Here is a 20808-nt window from a genome sequence, read left to right as displayed (position 1 = left end):
CAAGCGGGAGGGGGACCGGGCTTACCGCCCCTTCCACACACCTTCGCGCTTCTCGATAAAGGCGGCCATGCCTTCGGCCTTGTCCTCGGTCGCGGCGAGGATCTGGAACAGGCGGCGTTCGTAAATCAGCCCCTGATCGAGCGTGGTTTCGAACGCGGCGTTGACCATATCCTTGTTCACCATCGCGGCCATCGGCGGCATGGCGGCGATCGCGGTCGCGGTCTTGAGCGCTTCATCGAGCAGCGTATCGTGCGCGACGACGCGCGCCACGAGGCCCGAACGCTCGGCTTCGGCGCCGTCCATCATCCGGCCGGTGAGGCACATTTCCATCGCCTTCGCCTTGCCGATCGCACGCGTCAGCCGCTGCGATCCGCCCATGCCGGGCGCGACGCCGAGCTTGATTTCGGGCTGGCCGAATTTCGCCTTGTCCGATGCGATGATGAAGTCGGCCATCATCGCGAGCTCGCAGCCGCCGCCGAGCGCGAAACCGTTCACGGCAGCGATCCACGGCTTGCGGACCTTCTTCACAAAGTCGCTCGTCCATTTGGAGAAGAAGTCTTCGAGGTAGAAGTCGGAAGCGGGCTTGTCGGCCATTTCCTTGATGTCGGCGCCCGCAGCGAAAGCCTTGTCGCCCGAGCCGGTGAGCACCGCGCAGCGCTGGCCGGGGTCGGCTTCAAAGGCAGCGAAAGCCGCGATCAGATCGTCAAGCACCTTGGAATTGAGCGCATTGAGCGCCTGCGGGCGGTTGAGCGTCACCAAGGTGACGGCGCCGCGCGTTTCGACGAGGAGGGTTTCGTAGGTCATTCTTATGATCTCCAGATAATCGTCATGCCGGACTTGATCCGGCATCCATGACCGCGTGGACCCCGGATCAAGTCCGGGGTGACGCGCTTAGGTAAGCGGGGTCCATTTCTCATTGTCGGGCAGCGGCGCGAAAATCGCGTCGATCCAGTCATCGGTGACGGCCTCCGGCGTCGGCGGATCCCATTTCGGATTGTTGTCCTTGTCGATGATCAGCGCGCGCACGCCTTCGATGAAGTCGTGCATTTGGACGACGCGGGCGCCGATCGCATATTCCTGCGTCATCTGGGCGGCGAAGTCGTGCATCGCGCCGCCTTCTTTGAGCTGACGCAGCGCGACCTTACAGGTTTGCGGGCTTTTGCTGTGAAGCACCGCAAGCTCATTCTCGGCCCATTCGCCGCCGTCGGCCTCGAGCGCGGCGAGGATATCCTCACAGGTATCGCTCGCGAACAGGCGGTTGATCTTGTCGAGATGCTGGGTGATCGCGGCCGGCGGCGCGGTGACCGACAGCTCGCCCAAAATGCCGCCGATGCGGTCGGGGTGCGCGGCGATGCGTTCCTTCGCCTCGGCGAGTTTCTCGGACGGCAGATAATGGGTCGCAAGGCCGAGCGCGAGGCACTCCGCCCCGTCGAGCCGCGCGCCAGTGAGCGCAAGGAAGGCGCCGACACGGCCTTCGAGCCGCGGCAGATACCAGCCGCCGCCGACGTCCGGGAACAGGCCGATCCCGGTTTCGGGCATCGCGAAGCGCGTATGCTCGGTCGCGACGCGATATTTCGCCGGCTGTGAAATCCCGACCCCGCCGCCCATGGTGATGCCGTCCATGAAGGCGATGACGGGCTTCGCGTATGTGAAGAGCAGATGGTTGAGGCGATATTCGGTGTGGAAGAAGGCGCGCGCCTCCACCCCGTCCTTCGCGCCGCTTTCCGCGAGCATGCGGATGTCGCCGCCGGCGCAAAAGCCGCGACCTTCGCTATGGTCGATGATCACGGCCCCGATCGCGTCATCACCCTGCCACGTCACGAGCGCGGCGATCATCGCCTCGCACATGGCGAGGTTGAGCGCGTGGATCGCCTTGGGGCGGTTGAGCGAGATACGCCCCACACGTCCGTCGGTCGAGATCAAGACATCTTCGGTCATTGGCGCAACAGGTCCCTTCCGACGATCATTCGCATCACCTGATTGGTGCCCTCGAGGATCGAATGAACGCGCAGATCGCGCCAGAAACGCTCGATCGGATAATCCTTGAGATAGCCATAGCCGCCGAAGAGCTGGAGCGCGTCGTTGACGATCTTGCTGCCATTGTCGGTCGCGAGCCGCTTCGCCATCGCAGAGAAGCGCGACTTGTCCGGCGCGTTCGCGGTGACTTTCGCCGCCGCCATATAAAGCAGCGCGCGCGCCGCTTCCAAATCGGTCGCCATGTCAGCCAGCATGAACTGGGTGTTCTGGAAATCGGCGATCGGCTGGCCGAACTGCTGGCGGTCCTTCGTATAGGCGACCGCTTCGTCGAGGCAGCGCTGCGCACCGCCGAGCGAGCAGGCGCCGATGTTGAGCCGCCCGCCGTCGAGCCCCGCCATCGCGAAGCGGAAGCCGTCGCCCTCGGCGCCGACGCGGTTTTCGACCGGCACCTTCACATTGTCGAAGATCACCTGCGCGGTCGGCGAGGCGTTCCAGCCGAGCTTACGCTCCTTCGCGCCGAAGCTGACGCCCTCCATATCCTTGTCGATGACGAGGCAGCTGATGCCCTTGGCACCTGGCCCGCCGGTCCGCACCATCGTGACATAGATGTCGTTGACCCCGGCGCCCGAAATAAACTGTTTGGTGCCGTTGACGACATAATGATCGCCTTCGAGTTTCGCCGTCGTCTTCAGCGCGGCGGCGTCGGACCCGCTGCCGGGTTCGGTGAGGCAATAGCTGGCGATCTTGTCCATCGTGACGAGGTCGGGCAGGAATTTCGCTTTGACCTCGGCATTGCCGAAGGTGTCGATCATCCAGCTCGACATATTGTGGATCGAGATGAAGGCGCTCGTCGCGGGGCAGCCATAGGACATCGCCTCCATGATCAGCGCGGCTTCGAGCCGGCCGAGGCCGATACCACCCGATTCCTCGCTGACATAGATCGATGCGAAGCCGAGTTCGGCCGCCGCCTTGATCGTCTCGCGCGGAAAAATCTGTTTCTCGTCCCATTCGGCCGCGTGCGGGGTGATCGCGTCGGCGGTGAACTTGCGTGCCATGTCCTGGATTGCGAGCTGGTCTTCGGTAAGTTGAAACTGGTCGGTCATGCTGTCTTCTCGATAAGGGCTTCGGCTTCGATTTCGATTTTCCACTCGGGCCGCAGCAGCGCGGACACGACGACCATCGTCGCGGCGGGGCGAATGTCGCCGAACATCGCGCCATGGGCGCGGCCGACGAGGTCGGCGTCGGCGGAGTCGGTGATGAACATGCGGGTGCGGACGACATCGGATGGACTGCCACCGAGCGCGGCGAGCGCGTCGGCGATGATCGTCAGGCAGCGCGCTGCCTGTACCCCGGCATCGCCGGTGGTCGACGATCCGTCGGGCTCGATCGGCGCGGTGCCGGCAACCGAAATGCGGTCCCCGATCCGCACCGCCCGGCTATAGCCATAGAGCGGCTCATAAGGCGATGCGGAGGCAAGGGTCTGGCGGCCACCAAGGGCTGCCCGATTGTCAGCCACAGGTAATCTGCGTGATCTTGTAGTCATCGTCATACATGACGTTCAGCCGGTCGATGCGATAGTCCATCGTCATCGCCGAACGCGGCGGGCCCCAACGCAAGGTGCGCGCGCCCGATGCCTTGAGGATCGCGCCGCCAAGATCGGGGGTCGCAGTCTGGCCGACATAGCTCTGCGCCGCATCGGCCTTGCACGTCATTTCGGCTTCGGGCGGCGGGGGAGCCGATTCGACGGGTTTCCGTTCCTGCGTACAGGCGGCGAGCGGCAGAGCGGCGGCAATTGCCAGGATGCGAATGTCCATCGTGAATCTCCCTTTCAAAAAACCGTTATCCGGCGCAGCGCGTATAGCGCATCGGACCAGAAGCGCCCTCGCCATAATCGCGGCGGACCAGCGTTTTGCCGTCGCCGCGTACGTCGAGCAGCACCAACTGGTTCCAATCCATCCCTTCGCCGCTGAATTTATAATCGGCGACGATCCGGTTCGTGGCGTGTTCGCGCACACGGACCAGTTCGCCGTGCGATTCATAGAAGCGCAAATTGGTCGCGTCGATGGTCAGCAACCCCTTTGCATCGCCCTTGGTAGAAGTGCAGTCGGCGGCGACGAGCCCCCAGCGCCCGCGGATCGCCGCGGGGATCGCCTTGCCGCCCGCATCGCTGGCGGGCCCGGCCTTTGCGGGCGGCGTATCGGCGGGCACCGTTTCCTCCGTCTGCGCGGCCGTTTCGGGCGCTGCGGCCGGTTCGGTGGACGCGGCGGGCGCGGCTTCGCGCAACGGCGTGAGGTTCGCGGTGGCTTCGGGTCCGGACTTGTCATCCTCGCCGCCGCTGCACGCCGCAAGCATCAGCATCGCCGCGGGGAGCATGATACGGATCATCACCTTTCTCCTTCGCAAGAGAAATGCCCGATGTGCGGCACAGGTTTCATTCGCGGGGCAGACGCAAGTCATTCGCCCCGCGATCGTCAGCGACCCGAACCGGTAGCAGTGGCAGAAGCGGCCGCCGCAGCAAGGCGGCGTCAGCCCATCGTGGGGATGACGAAGGCGTTGCCGCCGTCGAGCGATCCGTCGGGCCAGCGCGCGGTGACGGTCTTGACCTTGGTCCAGAATTTGACGCCTTCCATGCCGTGCTGATTGGTGTCGCCGAACGCCGAGCGCTTCCAGCCGCCGAAGGTGTGATAGGCGACCGGAACCGGGATCGGGACATTGATCCCGACCATCCCGACATTGACCCGAGCCGCGAATTCGCGCGCGGCGTGGCCGTTGCGGGTGAAGATCGCGACACCATTGCCGTATTGATGCTTGCTGGGCAGTTCGAGCGCGGTTTCGAAATCGGCGGCGCGAACGATCTGCAGCACCGGGCCGAAGATTTCTTCCTTGTAGCTTTCCATGTCGGGGGTGACGTGATCGAACAGGGTCGGGCCGACGAAGAAGCCCTTTTCATGCCCCTGCAGCGTGAAGCCGCGGCCGTCGACGACGAGCTCGGCGCCCTCGTCGGCGCATTTCCGGATCCAGCCTTCGACCTTTTCCTTATGCGCCTGCGTCACCACCGGGCCGTAATGCGCTTCGGCATCGGTCGATAGGCCGACGCGCAGCGCTTCGATCGCCGGGATCAGCTTGGCGCGCAGGCGGTTGGCGGTGTCCTCGCCGACGGGAACGACAACTGGCAACGCCATGCAGCGCTCGCCCGCCGAGCCGAAGGCCGCGCCGGTGAGATCATTGACGACCTGATCGAGATCGGCGTCGGGCATGACGATGCCATGATTTTTCGCGCCGCCCATCGCCTGGACGCGCTTGCCGTTGGCGACGCCGCGATTGTAGACATAATGGGCGATGTCCGACGAGCCGACGAAGCTGACCGCGCCGATATCGGGGTGATCGAGGATCGCGTCGACCATTTCCTTGTCGCCGTGCACGACCTGGAAAATCCCCTCGGGCATTCCGGCTTCGAGGAAGAGTTCGCCGAGCCGCACCGGCACCGAGGGGTCGCGCTCGCTGGGCTTGAGGATGAAGGCGTTGCCGACCGCGGTCGCGACGCCGCCCATCCACAGCGGGATCATCGCGGGGAAGTTGAACGGGGTGATGCCGGCGCCGATGCCGATCGGCTGGCGCATCGAATAGACGTCGATGCCGGGGCCCGCGCCCTGCGTATATTCGCCCTTGAGCACATGCGGCATGCCGCAGCAGAATTCGATGACTTCGAGCCCGCGCTGAATATCGCCCTTTGAATCGGCAATCACCTTGCCATGTTCGGCCGACAGCATTTCGGCGAGCTCGTTCATATTGGCTTCTACGAGGCGCTTATATTCGAACATCACGCGCGCGCGGCGCTGCGGGTTCGTCGCCGCCCATGCGGGCTGCGCCGCCTTCGCCGCCGCGACCGCGCGGTCGAGCAGCGCGCGATCGCCGAGCGCAACCTGCGCCTGAACGCCGCCATTATTGGGGTCGAATATGTCGCTGAGGCGACCTTTGCCGCCGGCGCCGCCAACGATGTGGTGATCAATCTGTCGCATCCGTCGAGTCTCCCGTGAATAATTGCGGCCGGTTGAGACCAAGCCGCATCCGATTGCAAGGGATAGACTTGCAGGACATAGCTGCATATTTGCAGCATATGGATTGGGACAAGCTGCAATATTTCCTGATGGTCGCGCGCCACGGCACCCTCGCGCGCGCCGGGCAGGCGCTGCATGTCGACGCGACGACGGTCAGCCGCCGCGTGAGCGCGCTCGAAGCCGCATTCGAACAAACCTTGTTCGAACGCGCACCGGGGGGCTTTGTGCTGACCGCGGCGGGCCGCGCGCTTGTCCCGCACGCCGAGGCGATGGCGGCGGCGGCGGCGCGCATTCATATGGTGCGCGAAGGCGGGTCGGCGCTGTCGGGGCAGCTCCGCGTCAGCGTCTCTGAAGGCTTTGGCGGCAGCTTCATCGCGCCGCGGCTGGGCGGCTTCACCGCTGCGCACCCCGAGCTCGAGATCGATCTGGTCGCATCGAGCGGTTTTCTGAACCCGTCGCGGCGCGAAGCCGATATGGCGGTGCTGCTGGCGCGGCCGCGCAAAGGCCCGCTGATCACGCGCAAATTGTCCGATTACAGCCTTGGGCTTTATGCGCCCGCCGACCGGCACGACTGGCGGGCGGCGGCGGCCGAAGCACCGCTGTCGCGCGCGGGCATTCCGGTGATCGGCTATGTCCCCGACATTCTCTATGCGCCCGAGCTCGACTATCTGGGCGAGATCGAACCGGGGCTGCGCGCCGGAGTGCGGTCGTCGAGCATCCTCGCGCAGCGGCGGATGATCGCGGGCGGCGCAGGGGTCGGCGTCCTCCCCTGCTTCCTCGCCGCGGGCGATCCGACGCTGGTGCGCGTACGCCCCGACCAGACCATCGGCCGCAGCTTCTGGCTCGCACTCCACCGCGACGTCGCACCGCAACCACGAATCCGCGCCTTCATCGACTGGCTCGATGCCGAGGTCCGCGAGAGCCGGGGATTGTTCGTCCCGGCCTAAAGCACCCCATCATCGGGCCGCCATACGGATGGCAGCAACCCGTCCGCACCGAATAGCCGTTCGGCCGCATCGGCGCCCGTCACCGCTTCGCACAGCTTGCCTGCGAGCGGGTCATCGATCGGCTCACCGCTGCGCAGAAAGGCGATCCAAGCCGCGATCGCCTGTTCGAGCGCGGGGCAGCGCTGTCCGCGCCGCTGATGCCACGCCAGCGTTTCAAGCCAGCGCGGCGGGATCTTCTGGCTGCCGTCCATCGCGATCTGGATCAGCCGGTGGTTCAACGCCGGATTGGCGAAACGCGCGAGCAGTGCATCGGCGTAGGAATTGAGGTCCTGCCCTGGTGCGGCGTCGATCGTCGGCGCGGCTTCGTCACGCATCAGCCGTTCTATGACGGGCCGGATTGCCGGGTCGGCGATCGCTTGATGAACAAATTCGTGCCCGCGCCCGAGGCCGATATAGGCGAGCGCCGAATGGGCGCCGTTGAGCATGCGGAGCTTCGCGGTTTCATAGGGAGCGACATCGGCGACAAGCTGCGCCCCGACCGCCTCCCAGCGTGGGCGCGGCCCGGCGAAATCAGCCGCGATCACCCATTGGCTGAAGCCTTCGGTGACCACCGCGCCTTCATCGCGGACGCCGAGCATCGCCTCGACCGCCGCGCGGTCGGCGTCGGTGGCCCTGGGAACGATCCGGTCGATCATCGTCGCGGGGCAGCGGCATTCGGTATCGAACCAAAGCAGCAGATCGGGGTGACGGGCAGCGAGATAGTCGCGCATCAGCCCGCGCAGCACGCCGCCATTGTCCGCCAGATTGTCGCAGCTGAGCAGGGTGAGACCGGACAGTCCGGCCGCCCTCCGCGCCGCCAGCCCAGCCGCGACATAGCGATAGAGACTGGACGGCCCCGCCGCCGCGTCGATGTCGAGGCCCCCGTCGGGGCGGCGCAAATAGCCTTTCTCGGTGACCGTGAAACTCACGATATGCGTCGTCGGCGCGGCAATCGCGGCGATGACCGCATCGGGGCTTTCGGACGCGACGAGCACGCGCTGCACCGCGCCGACCAGCCGCAAGGCGCTGCCTTCGACGCTGCGGCTATCAACCGTATAGAGTCCGGCTTGCGGGTTCAGCTGCGCCGCGACATCGCCCGAACGCAGCGACACACCGATGATGCCCCAATCGCGGTCGCCCGCGTTCATCGCATCGTCGGTGTAGACCGCCTGATGCCCGCGGTGGAAGGCGCCAATGCCGATATGCACGATCCCCGCCGCCTGCGCGCTGCGGTCGTAAACCGGTTGCCGCACCGACGAAGGAAGCGATGTTTCGGGCGACAGCCTCACAGCTTGTACGCCGCCTTGGCGAGATGATAGCTGAGGTCGGCCGCGAGGTCGGTCGCCTCCCGTTCCTCCAGCCGGTGCTCGGCGACAAGCTGCGCAAGAAAGCCGCAGTCGATCCGCCGCGCGACATCGTGGCGCGCCGGGATCGACAGGAAGGCGCGGGTGTCGTCGTTGAAACCGACGCTGTTGTAGAAGCCCGCGGTCTCGGTCGTCTGGTTGCGGAAGCGACGCATCCCCTCGGGGCTGTCGTGAAACCACCAAGCGGGGCCGAGCTTCAGCGCCGGATAATGGCCCGCGAGCGGCGCCAGCTCGCGCGCGTAGCTCGTCTCGTCGAGGGTGAAGAGGATGACCGTCAACCCCGCTTCATTGCCGTAGCGCGAAAGCAGCGGGCGCAGCGCATGGACATAGTCGGTCGCCATCGGGATATCGGCGCCCTTGTCGCGGCCATATTGGTCGAACAGCCAGTTGTTATGGTTGCGGAAACTGCCGGGGTGAATCTGCATCACCAGCCCGTCGTCGAGGCTCATCCCCGCCATCACGGTCAGCATATGCGCGCGGAAAAGCTCGGCGTCCGCGGCGCTGACATGCTCGCCGGTCACGCGTGCGAACAAGGATTCCGCCTCGGCGGGCGTGAGATCGGCGGTGGCGGCGGTCGGGTGACCATGGTCAGTCGAAGTTGCGCCCATTTCGGCGAAGAAAGCGCGGCGCGCCCGGTGCGCGGCGAGATAGCCCGCATAGGAGAAAGCATCCTCGCCCGAGATTTCGGAGAAGCGCGCGAGGTTATCGCGGAAACCTTCATATTCGGGATCGACAACCGGATCGGGGCGATAGGCGGTGATCACCCGCCCCGCCCATTCGCCGCTTTGGTTGGCGGTGCGGATCACGCCATGATGACCCAGCGTATCGAGCGGGCTTTCGGTCGTCGCGATCACCTCAATCCCGAAGCGGTCGAACAAAGCGCGCGGACGGAACGCATCGGTCGCGAGCTTGTCAGTGATCAGGTCGTAATAATAGTCCGACGTCGCCGCCTCGAACTGCACGTCGATCCCGAAGGCTTCGGCGAAAACCCAGTCCATCCACATCCGCGTCGGGGTGCCGCGAAACAAATGATAGCGCTCGGCAAACAGCCGCCAGCTTGTCCGGGGGTCGGCATCAGGGTTGCCGATGCCAAGGGCGTCCAATGGCACGCCCTGCGAATAGAGCATGCGGAAGACATAATGATCGGGATGGAGCAGCAGCTCGGCGGCATTGCCGAAGGACGCATTGCCCGCGAACCATGCCGGATCGGTGTGCCCGTGCGGGCTGATGATCGGCAGGCCCGCAACCCCGGCATAGAGGCGGCGCGCGATGGCGCGCTGCGCCGGATCGGACGGGAACAGCCGGTCGGGGTGCAGGGTGAGCGGACGCGTCATGCCGGGGCGACTCCATTCTCGACCGTGACCGGCGCGAGCCGCGGGCTGAGCCAATGGATCGCGAGTACGGCAAGGAAATAGACGGTCGTGCAGATCGCGAAGATCACCGTATAATTGCCTGCGGTCGCATCGAGCACCACCCCGGTCGATTTCGCCATGATCATCCCGCCGATGCCGCCCATAAAGCCGCCGAGCCCGATCACCGATCCGACCGCGCGTTTCGGAAACATGTCGGGCGGGATCGACAGCAGATTCGACGAAAAGGCCTGATGCCCGGCGAGCGCGATGCCGATCAGCACGACGGCGAGCCACATATTCTCGACGCCGGTGACGAACAGCAGCGGCAGCACACAGCAGCCCGCGATCAGCATCGTCAGCTTGCGCGCATAATTGGCGGTGTGGCCGCGCTGGATCAGTTTCGACGACAGCCAACCGCCCGCAATACTGCCGACGTCGGACAGAAGATACATGGCGATCATCGGCAGCAGCACGATTTTGAGGTCGACGTCATAGGTGCTGGCGAAATATTTGGGCAGCCAGAAGAGCATCAGGAACCACACCGGATCGGTCAGGAATTTGGCGATCGCGAACGCCCATGCTTCGCGCTTGGTGACGATTTTGGCCCAGCCGATGCGCTCGACCTTTTCGGGCGGGTCATGCTCGATCCACGCGAGTTCGCCCGCGCTGACCTTCCCGCTTTCGCGCGGGTTGCTGTAGAGCCATAACCACAGGATGAGCAGGATGGCGCCGAAAGCGCCGGTGTAGAGGAAGGTCTGGCGCCAGTCGAAACCCGCCCAGGTCATAAACAGCCAGATCGTCGGCGCGGTCAGGATGACCCCGATCGTCGTCGCGCTGTTAACCCAGCCGATCGCGAACGCGCGCTCCTTTTGCGGAAACCACTCGCTCGACGCGCGCACGACCGACGGAAAATGCCCCGCCTCGCCGACGCCAAGGATGACGCGCGCCGCCATGAAGGAGGCGATCGAGCCGGCGAAACCATGCGCGATATGGCCGATCGTCCAGATGCTGATCGCGATGCTGTAACCGATCTTCGGCCCAAAGCGGTCGATCAGCCAGCCCATGATCAGGAAGCCAAAGGCATAGGCGGCCTGAAAGGCGGTGACGATGTTGCCATAGTCATTCTCGCTCCACCGCATTTCGTCGCCGAGGACGGGGGCGAGCAGGCCGAGCATCGTGCGGTCGATATAATTGACCGTCGTCGCGACGAAGAGCAGCGCGACGATCAACCATCGATAATGGCCGGCACGGGGCGTCGGTGGCGCCGCCCCACTTGCTGTGATTGCCTGCGCCATATGTCTCTCCCTGATTATGGTTTTTAGAGGTTTGTCACCGTGCATCCAACCCGGAAGCGGCCGTCGAACAGCGCCTCCGCGCGCTGGCCGGGACGAATTTCATGGACGCCGGTAATCGCGCCCGCCGACACCCAGGTCCCGGGGGTGATCGCGATACCGCGCGCGCGCAGGATGCCGATCAGGAACAGCGCCGACCCGAAAGGCCCGTCGAGCATCGTCTCCATCGTCGCCGCGCCGACGCTCGTCCCGTCGATCGCAAATTCGACCGGCATGCGGATGAGGTCGGCGCTCCGCCAGCCGGGAACGGCAGGGCCCAACACCAGCCCCTTGTTGTTGCCATAGTCGGACGCGGTCACCGCGGGGCCGTGGCGATTGATTTCGGCGAAGGGTGAACTGGCGATCTCGATCCCCGTGCGTACCTCGGCAATCGCGTCGCGCACGCTATCGAGATCATAATTGCGGTCGCAGACCGTGCCGAAGCAGAGCAGGATTTCGGCTTCGGCGGCGGCGAAGCCCTGGCCATAGACGGGCATCGCCGGCATTTCGTCGACGGCCGCATCGACGATTTCATCCGTGAAAATCGGACCGGTCAGGCGATTGCCGCCATAATGATCGACGAGGTCGGGGGCGATGCGGCCGACCTTCCAGCCGCCGACACGCCGGCCGTCGAGCCCGATTGCGGCGTCCTGAATCGCATAGGCCTCAGCCATGGTTGGCGGCACCGCGCCCGGATACTGGGTAAGCGGTGTCTTTTCGGCGCGCGCGGCGAGAAACGCTTTGGCGACATTTTGCTGATCGATGGTCGCTGCCATTTGTATGCCTTTTTCCTCGTCCGGCGACGGACCTAAAAGACACCGGTGTCAAAAGCAAGCAAATAGCTCTCGATACGGTTGATTTTGCTGGCCCGAACGCCCATCAGGACAAGAGCGGGACCGACATGGTCGGGACATCGCGCCCGAAGCATATGGCTTGCAGGGGAAAGCTGGAGTTTATGGCGGCACAGATGACGGGGCCCGCGGCGAAGCAGCCGACGATCAACGATGTGGCGGCGCTGGCGGGCGTATCGAAAAAGACGGTCAGCCGGGTCATCAACCGGTCCGAATTCATCAGCGAAAAGACGCGCACAGCGGTGCAGGAAGCGATCGAGACGCTGGGTTTCGTCCCCAACCCGCAGGCGCGCGCGCTCGCCTTTCGTCGCAACTTCCTGATCGCGCTGCTCCACGACAATCCGAACGCGCAGACCGTGCTCAATTTTCAGCAGGGCGTACTCGACGCGATCAAGGACAGCGACCTTGCGCTGCTCGTCCGCCCGGTCGATCGCGGGTCGGACCAGATGCTCGACGATGTCCGCACCTTTCTGGAAAAACAGCGCCCGATCGGCGCGATGCTGTTGCCGCCGATTTCGGAGAATGACGATCTCGCCGCGCTCTGCGACCAGCTCGGGGTGCGCTATGTCCGCATCGGGTCGGCGCCGCTCGACGATGCGCAGCATTGCATCTCGTCGAACGACCATGACGTCGTCGTCGAGGTGTGCCGCAAGCTGATCGCGCTCGGGCATCGCGACATCGGTTTCGTTCGCGGCCCGGCAGGTTTCCGCTCGGCCGCCGAACGCGAAAAGGGTTTCCACGAAGCCCTCGCCGAAGCCGGGCTGACGCTCGCCGACGAATATTATGCGCCGGGCAATTACCGCTATGCCGCGGGGGTCGAAGCGGGCGAAAAATTGCTGTCGCTCGCCAAACCGCCGACCGCAATCTTCTGCTCGAACGACGAAATGGCCGCCGGCGTGATGCGCGTCGCGCATGAAAAGGGCATTGCCGTGCCCGGCCAGCTGTCGATCATCGGCTTCGACGATTCGCCGACTGCGACGCATATCTGGCCCGCGCTGAGCACGGTGCGCTGGCCGATCCGCGAGATGGGGGTGCGCGCCGCGCAGCTTCTCGTGCCCGACTTTTTGGGCCCCGCCGGAAAAGCCGTCGAGGAAGAAGATCCCGCCGCGCTCGTCTCGACCTTCATCGAGCGCCAGTCGGTCGCACCCCCGGGCCGTTAAATTCAGCGCGCCAGCCAGCCGCCGTCGACGGCGAGGATATGGCCCTGGACATAGTCCGATGCCGGTGACGCCAGGAACACCGCCGCGCCGCCGATGTCGGCGGGGTCGCCCCAGCGCCCCGCGGGAATACGTTCGACGATCTGGCGGTTGCGCGTCTCGTCGCCCTGCAGCGCCGCGGTGTTGTTCGTCGCGATATAGCCGGGCGCGATCGCATTCACATTGATACCCTTCGCCGCCCATTCATTGGCGAGCAGCTTGGTGAGCCCACCGACGCCCGATTTGGACGCGGTGTAGCTTGGCACACGGATGCCGCCCTGAAAGGTCAGCATCGAGGCGATGTTGATGATCTTGCCCGAACCGCGCCCGATCATGTGGCGACCCACGCTCTGGCAAAGGAAGAAGAGCGTCTTGAGATTGGTATCCATCACCGCGTCCCAATCGGCCTCGGTGAAGTCGACCGCGTCGGCGCGGCGGATGATGCCGGCATTGTTGACCAGGATGTCGATGCGACCATATTCCGCCAGCACGGCATCGACGAGCGGCTGGACCGCACCGACGCTCGACAGGTCGGCGGCGAAATTTTCTGCCCGGCGGCCGAGGGTCCGGACCTTGCCGACGGTGTCATCAGCAGCCGAACGCCCGGCGGCGGCGATATCCGCCCCGGCTCCGGCGAGCGCGAGCGCGATCCCCTGCCCGATGCCGGTGTTGGCGCCGGTGACCAGCGCGACTTTTCCTGTCAGGTCGAACATCTTCATCCTCTTGCCCTTCTTCATGCGGGACTTGATCCGGCATCCATTCCCGCCTCGTCGCATAGCAGACCCCGGATCAAGTCCGGGGTGACGAGGAATGGCTTACTTCAACTGGCAGATGTCGAGGACGTTCATGTCGGTATAGTCGAGATTTTCGCCGCCCATCGCCCAGATGAAGGCATATTTCTTGGTTCCCGACCCCATGTGGATCGACCAGGGCGGACTGATCACCGCTTCCTCATTCGCGATCACGATGTGCCGCATGCTGTCGGGCTCGCCCATATAGTGGAAGATGCGGTCATTCTCTTCGGGAAGTTCGAAATAGAGGTAAATCTCGCTGCGCCGGTCATGGAGATGCGGCGGCATCGTGTTCCACACACTGCCTTCTTCGAGCACCGTCAGCCCGAGCAGCAATTGCGCGCTTTCGCACACGCCGGGAATGACGAGCTGATAGATCGTCCGCTGGTTCGAATTGGCAAGGTCGCCGCGCGCGAGCGGGTTCGCCTGATCGAGCGTGATATGCTTGATCGGGCAGGCTTTGTGCGCGGGAAGTGATGCCAGATAGAAGCGCGCACCGTCGCCTTCGAACAGCACCTCACTCGATCCCATCGGGATGTAGAGGCATTCCTTGTTCTTCATCTCGAAACGCTCGCCGTCGACGCTGATCGCGCCGGGACCGCCGATGTTGACCGCCGCCAACTCGCGGCGTTCGAGGAAGGGGTGGCCCGCGGCCGAAGCCGGGACGCTCTGTTCGGGCAGTTTCAGCGCCGCGCCCATCGGCACCGCGCCGCCGATCACGAAGCGTTCATTGTGCGAATAGTTGAGCGTGATCTGCCCGTCCGCGAACATACCCGTCACCAGATAGCGGTCACGCAGCGCGTCATTGGGGGCGCATTCCATCATCTCGGGGTGGGTGGCGTGATAGGTTTTGGCAAACATGGCGGCATCCTCGCGATAGACTTTTTGCAGAATCTTCGGCTAGCGCCAATGGTAACCGGTGTCAATCGATCGGAATGGCGAAGAAGGGGCAAATTTGTCGTAATTTGTCGCAAGCGGTGCATTGCGCTTGCATGCGGCATATCAATCGGTTGAATAGGCGCCATTCCGCCCATCCCCCGGCGGAGCGACACGAGAATATCGACTATGCTGGAAAAAAGGTCGCTGTGGCTGACCGGAGCCCTGTGCGCTGCAACGCTGGCGCTCGGCGCCTGCGCGAACAAGGATGACCAAGGTGGCCGCGATCGTGGTCCTCCACAGGTCGGCTATGTCGTCGCCGCGGTCGGGGTGGTGCCGATCACCACCGAACTCGGCGCGCGCACCGTCGCCTTTGAAACCAGCGAGATCCGGCCGCAGGTCAGCGGCCTGATCCGCCGCCGCCTGTTCACCGAAGGCGGCTTCGTCCGCGCCGGCCAGCCGCTGTACCAGATCGACGCCAGCCTCTATCAGGCGACGGTCGATCAGGCATCGGCGAACCTCGCGAGCGCCCGCGCCAGCGCGCAGGCCGCCGAGGAAAAGGCACGCCGCTTCGCGCCGCTCGCCAAGATGCAAGCGATCGCCGAGCAGGATTATACCGATGCGCTGGCGCAAGCCCGCGTCGCACGCGCCGCGGTCGCGCAAAATGCTGCCGCGCTCGAAACCGCGCGCATCAACCTGCGTTACACCACCCTCTCGGCACCGATCAGCGGACGCATCGGCCGCTCGCTCGCCACCCCCGGTGCGCTCGTCAGCGCCAGTCAGGCGACCCCGCTCGCGGTGATCCAGCAGACCGATCCGATGTACGTCGATATGCAGCAATCGAGCGCCGAACTCACCGCTCTGCGCCAGGCGATCGCCAGCGGCGGCACGGCGGCGGGCAGCACATCGGTGCGACTGCGCCTGGAAGACGGCAGCGCCTATGGCTTTGCCGGCACCGTCCAGTTTTCCGAAATCACCGTCAACGAAGCCACCGGCACCGTGACGCTGCGCGCGCGCTTTCCCAATCCGCAAGGGTTGCTGCTGCCCGGCATGTTCGTCACGGCCTTGTTCGAGCAGGCGGTCAATCCCGCCGCGATTCTGATCCCGCAAGCCGCGGTGCAGCGCGATTTTGACGGATCGGCCTTCGTCTATCTGGCTGGCAAGGACAATAAGGCGGTGCGGCGCAAGATAACCGCGGCGCGGACGGTCGGCCCCAATTGGGTGGTGACCGGCGGGCTGAAAGCAGGCGAGCATGTCATCACCCAGGGCCTCGCCAATCTGAAGCAGGGCGCCCCGATCCGACCCGTTCCGGCGTCCAGCGCGCAACGCGTGGGGCCGCCCCCGGCGGGCCAGACTGCAAAGGGTAAATAGCCCGCAATGTCGCGCCTTTTCATTGACCGGCCGATCTTTGCATGGGTCCTCGCCATCATCGTCATGCTGGGGGGCGCAGGCGCGCTTTTCTCGCTGCCGGTCGAACAATATCCCGATATCGCTCCGGCGCAGGTCAATATCCGTGCCTCCTATCCGGGCGCCTCGGCCGAGACGATCGAAAATAGCGTCACCCAGATCCTCGAGCAGCAGCTGACCGGGATCGACGGCCTGCTCTATTTCAGCTCGCAGTCGAGCTCGCGCGGACAGGCGAGCATCACCGCTATCTTCGAAAAGGGCACCGATCCCGACATCGCGCAGGTGCAGGTCCAGAACAAGATTCAGGCGGCGATCTCGCGCCTGCCGCAGCAGGTCCAGCAACAGGGCATACGTGTCACCAAGTCCAATTCGGATACGCTGCTGCTCGTCGGCGTCTATGATTCGACCAATACGCGGGTAAATCAGGACGTCTCCGACTATATGGCGTCGAATATTCAGGACCCGCTATCGCGCGTCGAGGGGGTCGGCGAGGTCAATATCTTCGGTGCCCCGCACGCGATGCGCATCTGGCTGAACCCCCGGCGGCTCGCTGCCGTATCGCTGATGCCAAGCGACGTCATTTCAGCGATCACCGCGCAAAACAGCGAAGTTGCAGCGGGCGACGTCGGCGGCCTGCCGGCGCCGCAAGGCCAGATGCTCAACGCGACGGTGACCGCCCAGTCGCGGATGCAAACCGTCGAAGAGTTCGAGAATATTGTCCTCAAGACGCTCCCCGACGGGTCGAGTGTGCGGATCAAGGATGTGGCGCGCGTCGAGATCGGCGCCGAAAGCTATGCCGTCGTCAGCCGCATCAACGGCCATCCCGGCGCGGGCATGTCGATCTCGTTGTCACCGGGGTCCGACGCGCTCGAAACCGCCGACCGGGTGAAGGCGCGCATGGCGGAACTCGCGGCCGACTTCCCCGACGGCCTGACCTATAGCTATGCCAATGACGCGACCGCCTTCATCAAATTGTCGGTCAGCGAGGTGCAGAAATCGCTGTTCGAGGCGATCCTGCTCGTCATCCTCGTGATGTTCGTCTTTCTGCAAAGCTGGCGCGCGGTGATGATCCCGGCGATCGCGGTTCCGGTCGTCCTGCTCGGCACCTTCGGCATATTCTATATGGCGGGCTTCACCATCAACACGCTGACCTTGTTCGGCCTGACGCTCGCGATCGGCCTGCTCGTCGACGACGCGATCGTCGTCGTCGAGAATGTCGAGCGCCTGATGGAGGAAAATCCCGGCATGTCGGCGCGCGAAGCGACGATCCAGTCGATGCAGGAACTGCAGGTCGCGCTGATCGCCATCGCACTCGTCCTGTCGGCAGTGTTCCTTCCGATGGCCTTTTTCGGCGGGTCGACCGGGGTCATTTATCGGCAGTTCTCGATCACCATTGTCTCGGCGATGGCGCTGTCCGTGCTCGTCGCGCTGATCCTGAGCCCTGCACTGACTTCCAGCCTGCTCAAGCCGAAGACGCATGGCGAGGCCCCTCCCCCGGGCGGCCGTTTTGCGCGCGCGCGCGCGCTGATGGAACGCGCGAAGAACGGCTTCAACACGCGCTTCGACGATATGGTGAACCGCTATGTGGGCAGCGTCGGCGCGGTCGTCGACCGCAAATGGATCTTCCTTGGCATTTATGCCGTCATTCTGGTTCTGCTCGCCGTCCTTTTCCTGCGCCTGCCAAGCGGATTCCTGCCCAATGAGGATCAGGGGCGCGTCCAGGTCCAGTTCCGCTTGCCTGCGGGCGCGACACAGGAGCGCACACTCGAGGTGCGCGACGCGATCGAAAATTATTTCATGACCCATGAAAAGGCCAACGCCCAGGCGCTGTTCCTGATCGCCGGCGGCGGCGGCGGAGCAGCGGCGGGGCAGAATACAGGTCAGGGCTTCGTCAATCTCACCCACTGGGATGACCGGCCGGGCCAGGAAAATACCGCCGACGCCATCGTCGACCGCGCGCGCAAGGCGTTCAGCGGCCTCCGCGACGCCCAGATTTTTGCGCTGGTTCCCGGGGCGGTGCGTGGCCTTGGCGACACGTCGGGCTTTACGATGCAATTGCAGAATCGCGGCGGCCTTTCGCGCGACCAATTTGTCGAAGCGCGCGATCGCCTGCTTGCCATGGCCAATGCCAATCCCCGATTGACGTCGGTGCGCCTGAGCGACCTGCCCGACGTCGCGACACTGAAGGTCGATATCAATACCCAGCGGCTGACCGCCTATGGCCTCAGCAACAGCGACGTAAACAACACGCTCGCGACCGCCTGGGGCGGGCGATATGTCAACGACTTCATCGACAAGGGCCGCGTCAAGCGCGTCTATGTCCAGGGTGACGCCCCCTATCGCGCCAAGCCCGAAGACCTCGCGCAATGGTATGTCCGCTCGTCGGCGGGGGACATGTCGCCTTTCTCGGCTTTCTCGCAAATCGGCTGGTCGACGACCCCGTCCACCACCTCGCGCTTTCAGGGCGTGTCCGCCTTTGAAATTTCCGGCCAGCCATCTCCCGGCACCAGTTCGGGGCAGGCGATGGATGAAATGGAAGCGTTGGCGGCCCAAATTCCCGGCACCAGCGTCGCCTGGTCGGGTTCCTCCTATCAGGAGCGACTGTCGTCTGGGCAGGCACCCTTGCTCTACGGGATTTCGCTGCTCGTCGTCTTCCTCTGCCTAGCGGCGCTTTACGAAAGCTGGTCGATCCCGCTTGCCGTGATCCTGGTCATTCCTCTTGGTCTGATCGGCGCGATCTTTGCCGTAACGCTGCGCGGCCTGGAAAATGACGTCTATCTCCAGATCGGCCTGCTCACGACGATGGGGCTCGCGGCGAAAAATGCGATCCTGATGATCGAATTCGCCGAGCAGGAAGAGCGCAAGGGCAAACGCGTCATCGAGGCAGCGATTATCGCCGCACGCATCCGCCTGCGCCCGATTTTGATGACGAGTTTCGCCTTCATCTTCGGCGTGCTGCCGCTCGCCATCGCGACCGGCGCCGGCGCGAACAGCCGCGTCGCGATCGGCACATCGGTAATCGGCGGCATGCTGACCGCGGCGTTCCTCGCCATCTTCTTCATCCCGCTCTTCTTCGTCCTTGTCCGCCGCGGCGTGCGCGATGGGCTCGCCGCCGTGCGCGACCGGTTCGGAAAGAAGCAGGACGATCGGGAAGCGCTGACATGATGCCCGTTCGCTTCTTGCTGTTCGCCGGCCCGCTGATCCTTACGGGCTGCTCGCTCGCGCCCAAGACGGTGCTGCCGACTCCGCCGGTCGCGGCGTCGTGGCCGGTCGGCGACGCCTATCTGCTGCAAAGCGAAGCCGCACTGCCCGTCCTCTCCTACAAACAGGTCTTCACCGACCCGCGCCTGCAGGCGCTGACCGAACAGGCACTCGCCAACAACCGCGATCTGCGTATCGCCTTCGCCAATGTCGCGGCGGCGCGCGCGCAGGTGCGGGTCACGCGATCGGGACAATTTCCCATTGTTGGCGCCAGCGCGGGTGCCGGCTATGGCGAAAGCGCGGGCGCGAGCAGCGGCAGCGGCGATTTCTCGCTGCGCGGCGGCATCACCGCCTTTGAACTCGACCTGTTCGGCAAGCTCGCCAACGCGACCGAGGCCGACCGCAATCGCGCGCTGGGCACAGAGGCCGCGTCACGCACGGTGCGGATCGGGCTGATCGCCGACCTCGCGCAGGCGTGGGCGAGCTATGGCGCCGACCGCGACCTGCTCGCCATCGCGCAGCAGACCGCCGCCAACGCCCGCGAAAATGTCCGGCTGACCCGCGCCCGGCTCGACGGCGGCGTCGCGCCGCGCACCGACCTGCGTCAGGCCGAACAGATATTGGCAACCGCCGAGGATTCGATCGCGCAGCAGACAAGCGCGCTCGCACAGGATGAAAATCTCATCCGCCTGCTCGTCGGCGGTGATGTCGATCGGGCGTTGCTCCCCGCCGGACTCACCGAAGTGACGCCTGCGATCGTTTCGCTTCCTGCCGGGGTCCGCTCCGACATATTGCTCCGCCGCCCCGATGTGATCGAGGCCGAATATGGGCTGCGCGCGGCCAATGCGAATATCGGCGTCGCGCGCGCGCGGCTGTTCCCGTCGATCTCGCTGACCGGGCTGCTCGGCTTCGCCAGCGACGCGCTCGGCGGACTGTTCGACGGCGGGGCATTCAACTGGTCGGCTGGCGGCGATGCCACTGCCACCCTCTTCGACGCCGGCGGTCGCCGCGCCGGGGTTGCGGTCAGCGAGGCGCAGCGCGACGCCGCGCTCGCGGGCTATGAGGGCACGATCCAGACCGCCTTTCGCGAAGTCGCCGATGCGCTCGCGGTGCAGGGCACGATATCCGAACGCGCGCGCGCAGCGGCGGCGAACAGCGAAGCTGCGGCCGACACCGCGGTGCTCACCGATGCCCGCTACAAGGGCGGGGTCGACAGCTTCCTTTCCAGCCTCGACGCCCAGCGCAGCCTCTATGCCGCGCGGCGCAGCGAGATTGCGACGCAGCTGTTGCTCGTCCAGACGCGGATCGCGCTGTTCCGCGCGCTCGGCGGCGATAGCGGCGCGGGGGCGGAGGCACCGACGCCCTAATAATCTTCGTCACCCCCGGACTCGATCCGGGGCCCATGCGGCGCGGCGGCG

Annotated in this window: 18 protein-coding genes; 5 read left to right on the top strand and 13 right to left on the bottom strand. The window is 64.9% G+C overall.

What is annotated here, in order from left to right:
• Positions 1-21: 21 nt before the first annotated feature.
• From AC1RRJ_RS16175 to AC1RRJ_RS16145, 7 genes are all read right to left on the bottom strand, one after another.
• A complete protein-coding gene (locus tag AC1RRJ_RS16175) occupies positions 22-804 on the bottom strand; it encodes an enoyl-CoA hydratase-related protein (protein ID WP_493124484.1) in 783 nt (260 codons plus the stop codon).
• A gap of 87 nt (positions 805-891) precedes the next feature.
• Complete coding sequence (locus tag AC1RRJ_RS16170) at positions 892-1938, bottom strand: enoyl-CoA hydratase/isomerase family protein (protein ID WP_493124482.1); 1047 nt, start codon at positions 1936-1938, stop codon at positions 892-894.
• On the bottom strand, positions 1935-3080 hold the full coding sequence (locus tag AC1RRJ_RS16165) for an acyl-CoA dehydrogenase family protein (protein WP_493124480.1): 1146 nt from the start codon (positions 3078-3080) through the stop codon (positions 1935-1937). The genes AC1RRJ_RS16170 and AC1RRJ_RS16165 overlap by 4 nt, the downstream gene beginning before the upstream one ends.
• Entirely contained in the window at positions 3077-3493 is a 417-nt protein-coding gene (locus AC1RRJ_RS16160) for a RidA family protein (RefSeq protein ID WP_493124478.1), read from the bottom strand. Before AC1RRJ_RS16160 ends, AC1RRJ_RS16165 begins: the two co-directional genes overlap by 4 nt.
• A complete protein-coding gene (locus AC1RRJ_RS16155) occupies positions 3486-3791 on the bottom strand; it encodes an I78 family peptidase inhibitor (RefSeq protein WP_493124476.1) in 306 nt (101 codons plus the stop codon). Before AC1RRJ_RS16155 ends, AC1RRJ_RS16160 begins: the two co-directional genes overlap by 8 nt.
• 25 nt (positions 3792-3816) lie before the next feature.
• Positions 3817-4362 (bottom strand): hypothetical protein, encoded by a 546-nt coding sequence (locus tag AC1RRJ_RS16150; RefSeq protein WP_493124474.1) that lies wholly within the window; start codon positions 4360-4362, stop codon positions 3817-3819.
• A 140-nt stretch (positions 4363-4502) separates the two neighbouring features.
• Positions 4503-5996 (bottom strand): CoA-acylating methylmalonate-semialdehyde dehydrogenase, encoded by a 1494-nt coding sequence (locus tag AC1RRJ_RS16145; RefSeq protein ID WP_493124472.1) that lies wholly within the window; start codon positions 5994-5996, stop codon positions 4503-4505.
• A 98-nt stretch (positions 5997-6094) separates the two neighbouring features.
• Between AC1RRJ_RS16145 and AC1RRJ_RS16140 the strand changes: the two genes are divergently transcribed.
• Positions 6095-6982, top strand: a complete 888-nt coding sequence (locus AC1RRJ_RS16140; protein ID WP_493124470.1) for a LysR family transcriptional regulator — start codon at positions 6095-6097, stop codon at positions 6980-6982.
• Here AC1RRJ_RS16140 and AC1RRJ_RS16135 read toward each other — a convergent pair.
• The 4 genes from AC1RRJ_RS16135 to AC1RRJ_RS16120 are packed head-to-tail and all read right to left on the bottom strand — an operon-like array spanning position 6979 to position 11844.
• Positions 6979-8310: a mannitol dehydrogenase family protein gene (locus tag AC1RRJ_RS16135; RefSeq protein WP_493124467.1), complete on the bottom strand. Its 1332-nt coding sequence runs from the start codon at positions 8308-8310 to the stop codon at positions 6979-6981. The genes AC1RRJ_RS16140 and AC1RRJ_RS16135 overlap by 4 nt on opposite strands.
• Positions 8307-9719 (bottom strand): glucuronate isomerase, encoded by a 1413-nt coding sequence (uxaC, locus tag AC1RRJ_RS16130; protein WP_493124465.1) that lies wholly within the window; start codon positions 9717-9719, stop codon positions 8307-8309. The genes AC1RRJ_RS16135 and uxaC overlap by 4 nt, the downstream gene beginning before the upstream one ends.
• Positions 9716-11032: an MFS transporter gene (locus AC1RRJ_RS16125; RefSeq protein ID WP_493124463.1), complete on the bottom strand. Its 1317-nt coding sequence runs from the start codon at positions 11030-11032 to the stop codon at positions 9716-9718. The genes uxaC and AC1RRJ_RS16125 overlap by 4 nt, the downstream gene beginning before the upstream one ends.
• Before the next feature lie 23 nt (positions 11033-11055).
• Complete coding sequence (locus AC1RRJ_RS16120) at positions 11056-11844, bottom strand: 2-keto-4-pentenoate hydratase (RefSeq protein WP_493124461.1); 789 nt, start codon at positions 11842-11844, stop codon at positions 11056-11058.
• Positions 11845-12035: 191 nt separating this feature from the next.
• On the opposite strand from AC1RRJ_RS16120, the gene AC1RRJ_RS16115 reads away from it, so the two are divergent.
• On the top strand, positions 12036-13079 hold the full coding sequence (locus tag AC1RRJ_RS16115; protein ID WP_493124459.1) for a LacI family DNA-binding transcriptional regulator: 1044 nt from the start codon (positions 12036-12038) through the stop codon (positions 13077-13079).
• Positions 13080-13081: 2 nt separating this feature from the next.
• Here the strand turns inward: AC1RRJ_RS16115 and kduD are convergent, their stop codons facing one another.
• On the bottom strand, positions 13082-13834 hold the full coding sequence (kduD, locus tag AC1RRJ_RS16110) for a 2-dehydro-3-deoxy-D-gluconate 5-dehydrogenase KduD (protein WP_493124955.1): 753 nt from the start codon (positions 13832-13834) through the stop codon (positions 13082-13084).
• Positions 13835-13930: 96 nt separating this feature from the next.
• Entirely contained in the window at positions 13931-14767 is an 837-nt protein-coding gene (kduI, locus tag AC1RRJ_RS16105) for a 5-dehydro-4-deoxy-D-glucuronate isomerase (RefSeq protein WP_493124457.1), read from the bottom strand.
• Positions 14768-14971: 204 nt separating this feature from the next.
• Between kduI and AC1RRJ_RS16100 the strand changes: the two genes are divergently transcribed.
• From AC1RRJ_RS16100 to AC1RRJ_RS16090, 3 genes are read left to right on the top strand one after another with little or no spacing between them, the layout of a single operon-like run.
• On the top strand, positions 14972-16153 hold the full coding sequence (locus AC1RRJ_RS16100) for an efflux RND transporter periplasmic adaptor subunit (protein WP_493124455.1): 1182 nt from the start codon (positions 14972-14974) through the stop codon (positions 16151-16153).
• 6 nt (positions 16154-16159) lie between these two features.
• Entirely contained in the window at positions 16160-19354 is a 3195-nt protein-coding gene (locus AC1RRJ_RS16095; protein ID WP_493124453.1) for an efflux RND transporter permease subunit, read from the top strand.
• A complete protein-coding gene (locus AC1RRJ_RS16090) occupies positions 19351-20757 on the top strand; it encodes an efflux transporter outer membrane subunit (RefSeq protein WP_493124451.1) in 1407 nt (468 codons plus the stop codon). The genes AC1RRJ_RS16095 and AC1RRJ_RS16090 overlap by 4 nt, the downstream gene beginning before the upstream one ends.
• The last annotated feature ends 51 nt before the right edge of the window (positions 20758-20808 follow it).

Source organism: Sphingopyxis sp. GW821-FHT12C06 (assembly GCF_058807415.1).
Note: the sequence above shows the minus strand (reverse complement) of the source record. Positions and strands in the feature narration are given on the sequence as shown.

Excerpts from the sequence above, each read along its gene's own strand:
- uxaC (WP_493124465.1), bottom strand. The coding sequence starts at position 9,719 with ATGACGCGTCCGCTCACCCTGCACCCCGACCGGCTGTTCCCGTCCGAT.
- AC1RRJ_RS16170 (WP_493124482.1), bottom strand. The coding sequence starts at position 1,938 with ATGACCGAAGATGTCTTGATCTCGACCGACGGACGTGTGGGGCGTATC.
- AC1RRJ_RS16140 (WP_493124470.1), top strand. The coding sequence starts at position 6,095 with ATGGATTGGGACAAGCTGCAATATTTCCTGATGGTCGCGCGCCACGGC.
- kduD (WP_493124955.1), bottom strand. The coding sequence starts at position 13,834 with ATGAAGATGTTCGACCTGACAGGAAAAGTCGCGCTGGTCACCGGCGCC.
- AC1RRJ_RS16095 (WP_493124453.1), top strand. The coding sequence starts at position 16,160 with ATGTCGCGCCTTTTCATTGACCGGCCGATCTTTGCATGGGTCCTCGCC.
- AC1RRJ_RS16115 (WP_493124459.1), top strand. The coding sequence starts at position 12,036 with ATGACGGGGCCCGCGGCGAAGCAGCCGACGATCAACGATGTGGCGGCG.
- AC1RRJ_RS16165 (WP_493124480.1), bottom strand. The coding sequence starts at position 3,080 with ATGACCGACCAGTTTCAACTTACCGAAGACCAGCTCGCAATCCAGGAC.
- AC1RRJ_RS16120 (WP_493124461.1), bottom strand. The coding sequence starts at position 11,844 with ATGGCAGCGACCATCGATCAGCAAAATGTCGCCAAAGCGTTTCTCGCC.
- AC1RRJ_RS16100 (WP_493124455.1), top strand. The coding sequence starts at position 14,972 with ATGCTGGAAAAAAGGTCGCTGTGGCTGACCGGAGCCCTGTGCGCTGCA.
- AC1RRJ_RS16175 (WP_493124484.1), bottom strand. The coding sequence starts at position 804 with ATGACCTACGAAACCCTCCTCGTCGAAACGCGCGGCGCCGTCACCTTG.
- AC1RRJ_RS16090 (WP_493124451.1), top strand. The coding sequence starts at position 19,351 with ATGATGCCCGTTCGCTTCTTGCTGTTCGCCGGCCCGCTGATCCTTACG.
- AC1RRJ_RS16155 (WP_493124476.1), bottom strand. The coding sequence starts at position 3,791 with ATGGACATTCGCATCCTGGCAATTGCCGCCGCTCTGCCGCTCGCCGCC.
- kduI (WP_493124457.1), bottom strand. The coding sequence starts at position 14,767 with ATGTTTGCCAAAACCTATCACGCCACCCACCCCGAGATGATGGAATGC.
- AC1RRJ_RS16150 (WP_493124474.1), bottom strand. The coding sequence starts at position 4,362 with ATGATCCGTATCATGCTCCCCGCGGCGATGCTGATGCTTGCGGCGTGC.
- AC1RRJ_RS16145 (WP_493124472.1), bottom strand. The coding sequence starts at position 5,996 with ATGCGACAGATTGATCACCACATCGTTGGCGGCGCCGGCGGCAAAGGT.
- AC1RRJ_RS16125 (WP_493124463.1), bottom strand. The coding sequence starts at position 11,032 with ATGGCGCAGGCAATCACAGCAAGTGGGGCGGCGCCACCGACGCCCCGT.